The sequence below is a fragment of the Parapedobacter soli genome, from assembly GCF_025460835.1.
GTDB lineage: Bacteria > Bacteroidota > Bacteroidia > Sphingobacteriales > Sphingobacteriaceae > Parapedobacter > Parapedobacter soli.
On the sequence record NZ_JAMXAY010000048.1, the window covers coordinates 26,168 to 34,515 of the forward strand.

General features: G+C 49.6%; 5 protein-coding genes. All 5 read left to right on the forward strand.

Annotation, left to right across the window (positions count from 1 at the left end):
- Positions 1–26: 26 nt before the first annotated feature.
- Complete coding sequence (locus NGM62_RS17190) at positions 27–596, forward strand: gluconate 2-dehydrogenase subunit 3 family protein (RefSeq protein ID WP_262249517.1); 570 nt, start codon at positions 27–29, stop codon at positions 594–596.
- The gene (locus tag NGM62_RS17195; RefSeq protein WP_262249518.1) at positions 593–1,285 is read left to right on the forward strand and encodes a type 1 glutamine amidotransferase; all 693 of its coding nucleotides are present in this window, start codon (positions 593–595) and stop codon (positions 1,283–1,285) included. Before NGM62_RS17190 ends, NGM62_RS17195 begins: the two co-directional genes overlap by 4 nt.
- Positions 1,286–1,473: 188 nt before the next feature.
- Positions 1,474–2,121 carry a response regulator transcription factor gene (locus tag NGM62_RS17200; RefSeq protein WP_262249519.1) on the forward strand — a complete coding sequence of 216 codons (648 nt, stop codon included), beginning with the start codon at positions 1,474–1,476 and terminating at the stop codon, positions 2,119–2,121.
- Positions 2,122–3,603: 1,482 nt separating this feature from the next.
- Positions 3,604–6,606 (forward strand): DUF7507 domain-containing protein, encoded by a 3,003-nt coding sequence (locus NGM62_RS17205; protein WP_449301319.1) that lies wholly within the window; start codon positions 3,604–3,606, stop codon positions 6,604–6,606.
- Positions 6,603–8,216: a DUF7507 domain-containing protein gene (locus NGM62_RS17210; RefSeq protein ID WP_262249521.1), complete on the forward strand. Its 1,614-nt coding sequence runs from the start codon at positions 6,603–6,605 to the stop codon at positions 8,214–8,216. Before NGM62_RS17205 ends, NGM62_RS17210 begins: the two co-directional genes overlap by 4 nt.
- Positions 8,217–8,348 lie beyond the last annotated feature (132 nt).

Genomic DNA, 8,348 nt, shown 5'->3' on the forward strand with positions numbered 1-8,348 from the left:
ATATAAACTGTTAAAAAGAAATTGCTATGAATAGAAGAGAAGCGTTGGCACGGGTAGCTTGGATTATGGGGGGGGCTGTGGTTGGTGCCAATCTATTTTTAGAGGGATGTACAAGGGAGGCTGCCAAAAATGTGGAGAGCCTTTTCGAACCGGCTACCATAGATTTCCTCGGCGATGTTGCCGATACCATTCTGCCGCCTACGAGCAGCCCCGGTGCGAAGGAAGCCGGGGTGGGTGCGTTCATCCCGGTGATGGTGAAAGATTGTTACACCGCTGGCGACCAAAAGACGTTTGTTGATGGGCTTTCGGCACTGGAAGGGTCGGCAAAGGAAAAGTTTGGGCGTAAGTTCCAGGAACTGAACACCGACGAGCGTACCGAGCTGCTGGCCGCTATCGATAAAGAAGCCAAAGAATACCAACGGAATAGAACGGGGGATGATCCCAACCACTATTTCCATTTGTTCAAACAACTTACACTACTTGGGTTTTTCACGTCTGAGGTGGGTGCTACCAAAGCTCTCCGTTATGTACAGGTACCCGGCAGTTATGACGGCAATTACCCCTACAAAAAAGGCGACAAAGCCTGGGCGGTATGAACATCCATTACATTCAGCACGTACCTTACGAAGGTTTGGGCCATATCGAAACTTGGGCCGCCGCCCATGGTCACCACCTTACAGGTACGTGCTTTTTCGACGAATCGTGGCGGCTACCGGAGCTGGCAGCTATTGATGCGTTGATTATTTTAGGTGGCCCCATGAGCGTATTTGATGAAACACCATACACATGGCTAGTAGAGGAAAAAGAGTTTATCAAAGCCGCAATCGAGCGTGGGACGAAAATCCTCGGAATTTGTTTGGGGGCGCAACTGCTGGCCAATGTACTGGGTGCTGCGGTAAAGCCTGCACCCAATAAGGAAATCGGTTGGTTTCCGGTAGTTGCTACCGACGAGGCAAAAGCATTGCCATGGTTTTACGAGCTTTTCTCCGACGGTCCAAAGGTGTTCCACTGGCATGCCGATAAGTTTGAGATACCTTATGGGGCCGTTAATCTGGCATCGTCAGAAGCCAATAAAAACCAGGCATTTGCTATCGGTAACCAAGTATTAGCTTTGCAGTTCCACGTAGAAACATTGCTTGCCGATGTGGAACATTTGTTAGAAAATGCCCGGACAGATGTGGTTCCGGGTAATTACGTGCAGGATGAAGCAGCATTGCTTGGCGATCCGGCACACACGGGGAGCCGGCGGCTATCCGATGATTTACTTACCTGTTTTTTCCGCTGAGTCCTGTTTTTGTCACAACCTAATCCCCTCTAATTACGTTGCCAATTGTTAACGGGCGGAGCTGCTTTCTGTCGTTCATATACATTTTTATGCCGTTTACATGCATTCATTTTTGAATACCTCGGTAAGCGCCTACCTTTGATTCCATAAAAAGTCAAATACGGGGACGCGTACCTACTCTAAACAACATGGGAAGTAACTTAGCGAATGTCAGGCACAATATTTTCTTAACCTACTGCCACGAGGTGGTAGGTGTGGCGATGAAATGGTTGGTCAAGGAGTATTTTCCGCTGTCGGCCATCGGTGAAGCCAAGGACTTCCAGGAGACACTCAGCGTTCTTCCAAAAAAGAATTACGACTTGGTGGTGCTTGATACGGAGATCGGCGATAGTTCCCATCTGTTTGGTGCGGTGGAGCGGATCAAATCGGTTAGCCCACTAACGCGTATCCTGATTTTCTCGGAGTTGGATGAAACGGTTTACGGTCCGAAATACCTGGCTTTCGGAACAAATGGTTTTCTCGCAAAAAATGCCGGTATAGATGATATTGTGCTTGCAATTGAAACCGCTTTGCGCGGAGGTGTTTTCCATGGAGAGTGTGACGACGTCGCCCCCCCTTCAATACCTCCTCATGCGAAGCCCGGGATGGCACATGTGCTATCCCCAAGGGAGCACCAGATTGCCGATCTGCTTGTCAAGGGAACCTCCCTTTCGCAGATTGGCCAACTAACCCATTTGAAAGAAACCACCATCAGCACTTATAAGAAGCGCATCTTCAAAAAAACTGGCGTAAGGACTTTATCCGACCTTATTGCCGTGTGGGAAATCTACCGGTAGTTTTCTTCTTTTCCTGAGCCTGTTGTAGCATAACTTCTACACAAATCTCCGTTCACATACATTTTCCTGTCGTTTGTGTACACCGGATTGTTGTCTGGAGGGCAATTTATTCTCTTTGTGTGTCTATACAGGGCACGAAGCTCTGGAAAAGCAAAAGAGTTACATCTATTTAATTTACAATTTGAGAAATGAATTTGGACATTAACCAGTCGGATAAGACAGACCATCTACCTGGGACTTTCATTGATTTGATTTCAACGTATTGCTATGGATCGTAGATTTTTACTTGGTGTTTTCAAGAAGGCATTCGTTTTTGCTTTTTTAATCACGTTGTTCGGTGGAGTCGATAGCTTTGCCCAAACATCGGGATATGGCGATTTCATTATTTTCGAGGATTTCGGTAAGGCGATTCCAAATCACCCGGAACACGAATATTATTCCGCCGAAGAGAATACGATAGAAGGTGTCTCGGTGCCCGTTTATTTCAGGAAAGCCCCATTGGCCGATATCGATCCAAACAATTTGCTTTTTTATATTCCATCGAATCGCCCCGGTTCATACGGTCAGTCAAATTTTGGACCCCAGTACCGGGATAATGTCGGAAAAGGTTCGTACTCGATCGTAACGAATTCGCGCGGTTATCAGAATCGATATTTTCACCCAGGGTTAGATCATACAGATGCAGATACAGATGATGATGACGAATTGGGCTACATGTTGTTGGTTGATGCCCACTCATCCACAACATTGTATTTTGATCGAACGATCGAGGGCTTATGTGCGGGAACACGATTTGAATTTTCGGCATGGATTAAGGATGTAAACAATCAGAATAAGCCAAAACCACGCATTAAATTTGATATTTTAAATGCATTGGATGATGCGGTGATCCATTCTTATGAAAGTACGGATGATGATGTCACCCCTGCTAATACCTGGACGCAGATTACTACGGATTTCGAAATGCCACCTGGCGTAAATGAAATTAAACTCAGAATCACAAATACCGTAAATAATCATGATGGCAATGACATTGCTATAGACGATATTGGTTTCAGGCCAATGGGGCCGGCTTTGAATTTTGCAGTGAGCCCGCAGCTTCCCGTATGTGTAGGAGATATCGTAACGTTCACTGCCAATGTTATTAACGAAAGCGAAGCGTATCCTAACAATCATTTTGTATTGCAGCGCAGCCCAAAGGGCACCGACACGTGGGAGAACGTAGGTGATTATAAAACGAGGTCCGGGACAAACCCGGTTGAATTCAATGTCACAGCTACCGACGCGCAAGACAATTATGAATTCCGGGTAGTGGTAGCGGGTGATTCAACCACTTTAGACGCGGAATATTGCCGCGCGGTATCCGAACCGATTTTATTGCGTATAAATAATCAGTCTGCCACGATATCCGTAACGGGAGGTGCAGACGAAGTGTGCGCAGGTGACGCCGTTCAATTAACAGCCTTAGCGACGGGCAGCGGCATGGACGACCCGGAGTATACCTATGTTTGGGAACAGTCTGCTACTGCTAACCAAGATGATTGGGAAACGATAGTGGGTGCAACAGAAGCCACGCTAAATACAGGCGCTTTAACGGCAACCACTTATTATCGGGTCACGGCGTATGTGGGCGGATGTCCCGGTGCAGGTGCCTCTGATGTTTTTGAAGTCACCGTGAACCCAGTCCCCGATGCGCCTACGGTCGTTAACAGGATTACGTATGTGGGCGCTACAGGTGTCGAATATGATGCAATCGCATTAGCGGGCCATACATTGATTTGGTTTGACGAAAACAATAACCCACTTACATCAAATGAAAAACCTACCGTCAGCACGGAAATAGCCGGCGAGTTTACCGCCTATGTCGCCCAGCAGCATGACGGCACAGGATGTATCAGTGAGATTGTGCCGGTGACTGTTTTTGTAAAATCCATAGGGATATCTGTTGAAAAAGATGTCGATTTGGTTGAAATAGCTGGTGTAGGTAACCTGGAGTATACGATAACGATTCAGAACACGGGTGAATATGATTTATCGAAGGTGCAGGTCGCTGACGTATTGACCCAGGAAGATGCATCGGATGAAATCATTTTAAGTATCGGTGACCCGGTTCAAACCGGAGGTAGTGCGGCCAATAATACAAATGATATTTTGGAGATCGGTGAGACCTGGACTTATACGTTTGCTTATGCAGTGGGGCAGGACAGGGTCGATAATGGAGCCGACCTACTGAATAAAGTATCGGTGACTACTGAAGAAGGTGCGTCAGGTAACGACAATGCCGTAACAACCATCACGCAGTCGCCTTCTGTTGAAGTCAGCAAATCGGTTGACCAGGAGAATATCACTGCTCCTGCGACACTGAACTATACCATCACGGTTGAGAATACGGGTAACGTAAGCCTTACAGGCATTGCGGTTACCGATGTTGTTTCGCAGGACGGAGCCAGCACTCCGCTCACGCTGGGTGCGCCTACGGGTGACACCGATGAAGACGGTGAGCTGGATGTTGATGAGACGTGGGTGTACCAGGTTAGCTACGCAGCTATTCAATCACACATCGATAACGGGTCAGACATCGTGAACACGTTCACGTTTTATGCCGGCGAGTTGTCAGATGCTAGAAGTGATAATGCCACCACGACCATCGCGCAGTCGCCTTCTGTTGAAGTCAGCAAATCGGTTGACCAGGAGAGCATCGCTGCTCCCGCAACGCTGAACTATACCATCACGGTTGAGAACACGGGTAACGTGAGCCTTACGGGCATTGCGGTTACCGATGTTGTTTCACAGGACGGAGCCAGCACTCCGCTCACGCTGGGTGCGCCTACGGGTGACACCGATGAAGACGGTGAGCTGGATGTTGATGAGACGTGGGTATACGAGGTAAGCTACGCAGCTATTCAATCACACATCGACAACGGCGGCGAGATCGTGAACACGTTCACGTTTGATGCCGACGAGTTGTCCGATGCTAGAAGTGACAATGCCGTAACAACCATCACGCAGTCACCTTCTGTTGAAGTCACCAAGGCAGTTGACCAGGAGAGCATCGCTGCTCCTGCGAGACTGAACTATACCATCAGGGTTGAGAATACGGGTAACGTAAGCCTTACGGGCATTGCGGTTACGGATGTTGCTTCACAGGACGGAGCCAGCACTCCGCTCACGCTGGGTGCGCCTACGGGTGATACGGACGAGGACGGTGAACTGGATGTTGATGAAACATGGGTGTATGAGATCAGCTATGCAGCTGAACAGTCGCACATCGATAACGGATCAGACATCGTGAACACAATTTCCGTCACCACATTGGAAGGTGCGGAAGATACCGACGCGGCGGTGACCGAAATCACGCAGTCGCCATCGGCTACGGTGAGTAAGGTTGTCGATCAAACCAGTATCACGGCTCCCGCAACGCTGAACTATACCATCACGGTTGAGAACACGGGTAACGTGAGCCTTACGGGCATTGCGGTTACCGATGTTGTTTCACAGGACGGAGCCAGCACTCCGCTCACACTGGGTGCGCCTACGGGCGACACCGATGAAGACGGTGAACTGGATGTTGATGAGACGTGGGTGTATGAGGTCAGCTACGCAGCTATTCAATCACACATCGATAACGGGTCAGACATCGTGAACACGTTCACGTTTGATGCCGACGAGTTGTCCGCTGCTAGAAATGATAATGCCGTAACAACCATCACGCAATCACCTTCTGTTGAAGTCACCAAATCGGTTGACCAGGAGAACATCACGGCTCCCGCAACGCTGAACTATACCATCACGGTTGAGAACACGGGCAACGTAAGCCTTACGGGCATTGCGGTTACGGATGTTGTTTCACAGGACGGAGCCAGCACTCCGCTCACACTGGGTGCGCCTACGGGCGACACCGATGAAGACGGTGAACTGGATGTTGATGAGACGTGGGTGTATGAGGTCAGCTACGCAGCTATTCAATCACACATCGATAACGGGTCAGACATCGTGAACACGTTCACGTTTGATGCCGACGAGTTGTCCGCTGCTAGAAATGATAATGCCGTAACAACCATCACGCAATCACCTTCTGTTGAAGTCAGCAAATCGGTTGACCAGGAGAACATCACGGCTCCCGCAACGCTGAACTATACCATCACGGTTGAGAACACGGGCAACGTAAGCCTTACGGGCATTGCGGTTACGGATGTTGTTTCACAGGACGGAGCCAGCACTCCGCTCACGCTGGGTGCGCCTACGGGTGACACCGATGAAGACGGTGAGCTGGATGTTGATGAGACGTGGGTGTACCAGGTTAGCTACGCAGCTATTCAATCACACATCGATAACGGGTCAGACATCGTGAACACGTTCACGTTTTATGCCGNCCTACGGGTGACACCGATGAAGACGGTGAGCTGGATGTTGATGAGACGTGGGTGTACCAGGTTAGCTACGCAGCTATTCAATCACACATCGACAACGGCAGCGACATCGTGAACACAATTTCCGTCACCACATTGGAAGATGCGGAAGATAGCGATGCGGCGGTGACCGAAATCACGCAATCGCGGGCGGTTTCAGTGACCAAAGAAGCTGATAAGGAAATCGTTAGCGCCGCAGGCGAAACGATTATCTACACAATTACGGTGACCAACACGGGCAACGTGACATTGGAGAACTACACGGTGACCGATGTACTGTTCCCCGATTGGAGTGGAAGTATCGACAAGCTTGCGCCAAAGGCCGTCCGCCCGTTCGAGCTGGAGTACACAGTTACGCAGACCGACATCGACAACGGCGGTGTGATTAACGTAGCCCATGTCGGCGGTGAGAACCCCGATGATCCGGAACACGAAGATGAAATCGAAGTGCCCGTAGAGAAAAACGCAGAAATCCGCGTTACTAAGGCCGCCGACCGTGAGTCGTTTAGCGACGTAGGCGAAGTAATTACATATACCATTACGGTAACCAATACCGGTAACGTGACACTTTCAAATGTCGTGGTAACAGACATCCTCTTCCCGGACTGGAAAGGCGAAATTGCCAGATTAATCCCGAAAGTTAGTCAGCCGTTCGAGCTGAAGTATACCACTACCGAAGCCGACGTGGAAAACGGAAGCGTACACAACTTAGCACGGGTAGTTGCCGAAGATCCCGAGGGTGAAATGCCAAGACACGAAACGGAAGTTGAAGTACCCGGCATATTCGGCCCGGTAGCCAACGATGACGGTGCGAGCACCGATCAAGGCAGTCCGATTACCATCAACGTAGTAGCCAACGACGAAGCCGGTAGCACACCGATTGTGGCCGCGACCATACGGTTGGTTGAACCGGGTACCGGTAATGCGGTAACTACGGTAACCATCGCGGGTGAAGGTACGTATGCGGTGGGTGCCGATGGAACAGTGACCTTTACGCCTGATGCAGCATACGTGGGTACCAGTACAATTACGTATACAGTTGAAGATGAAAACGGACTAAAATCCAATGCAGCTACCGTTACGGTCATTGTGGAAGGCGTCGCCGCTGAAATTGCTCCTACGGCGGTAGATGACCAATCTACCACACGGTCCGGCCAATCCGTAACCATTACGGCACTGGCCAATGACCAACCCGGTAGTAGTCCGATTGTTCCTGCGATGGTGCGCCTTATCGATGGGTCCGGAAACCGTTCAACCACGGTAACCATTCCCGGTGAAGGTCGGTACAGCGTAGACGCGCAGGGTGTGGTAACCTTTGAGCCGGCTAATGGATTCACAGGAAACAGTACCGTCAACTATGAAGTGACCGACGAAAATGGATTGGTGTCCAACGTTGCTACGATCAGCGTCACTGTTGAGGCCCGGCCATTCAAAATACCGAACGTATTCACACCGAACGGTGACGGCAAAAACGATGTGTTCGAGATTATCGGTATCGAAGGATTTGACCGTGTGGAAATCACGGTGGTGAACCGGTGGGGCAACGAGGTATACCGCAATAATAATTACCGGAACACTTGGGATGGCCAGGGATTGAACGAAGGTACATTCTATTACGTGATTATCACCCACGACGGCGGTCGCCAAGAGCGGTATGCGGGTTGGGTACTTATAAAGAAGCAGTAAGGTAAAGCAACGAAAACAATGGCTATGAAGCGCATTATAAAATTAGCAGTATTCGTGATCTGCCTGATGGCGGCCGGTGAAACGCGCGCCCAGCAGAACATCCAGTTCACGCAATACATTTTCAACTCGATG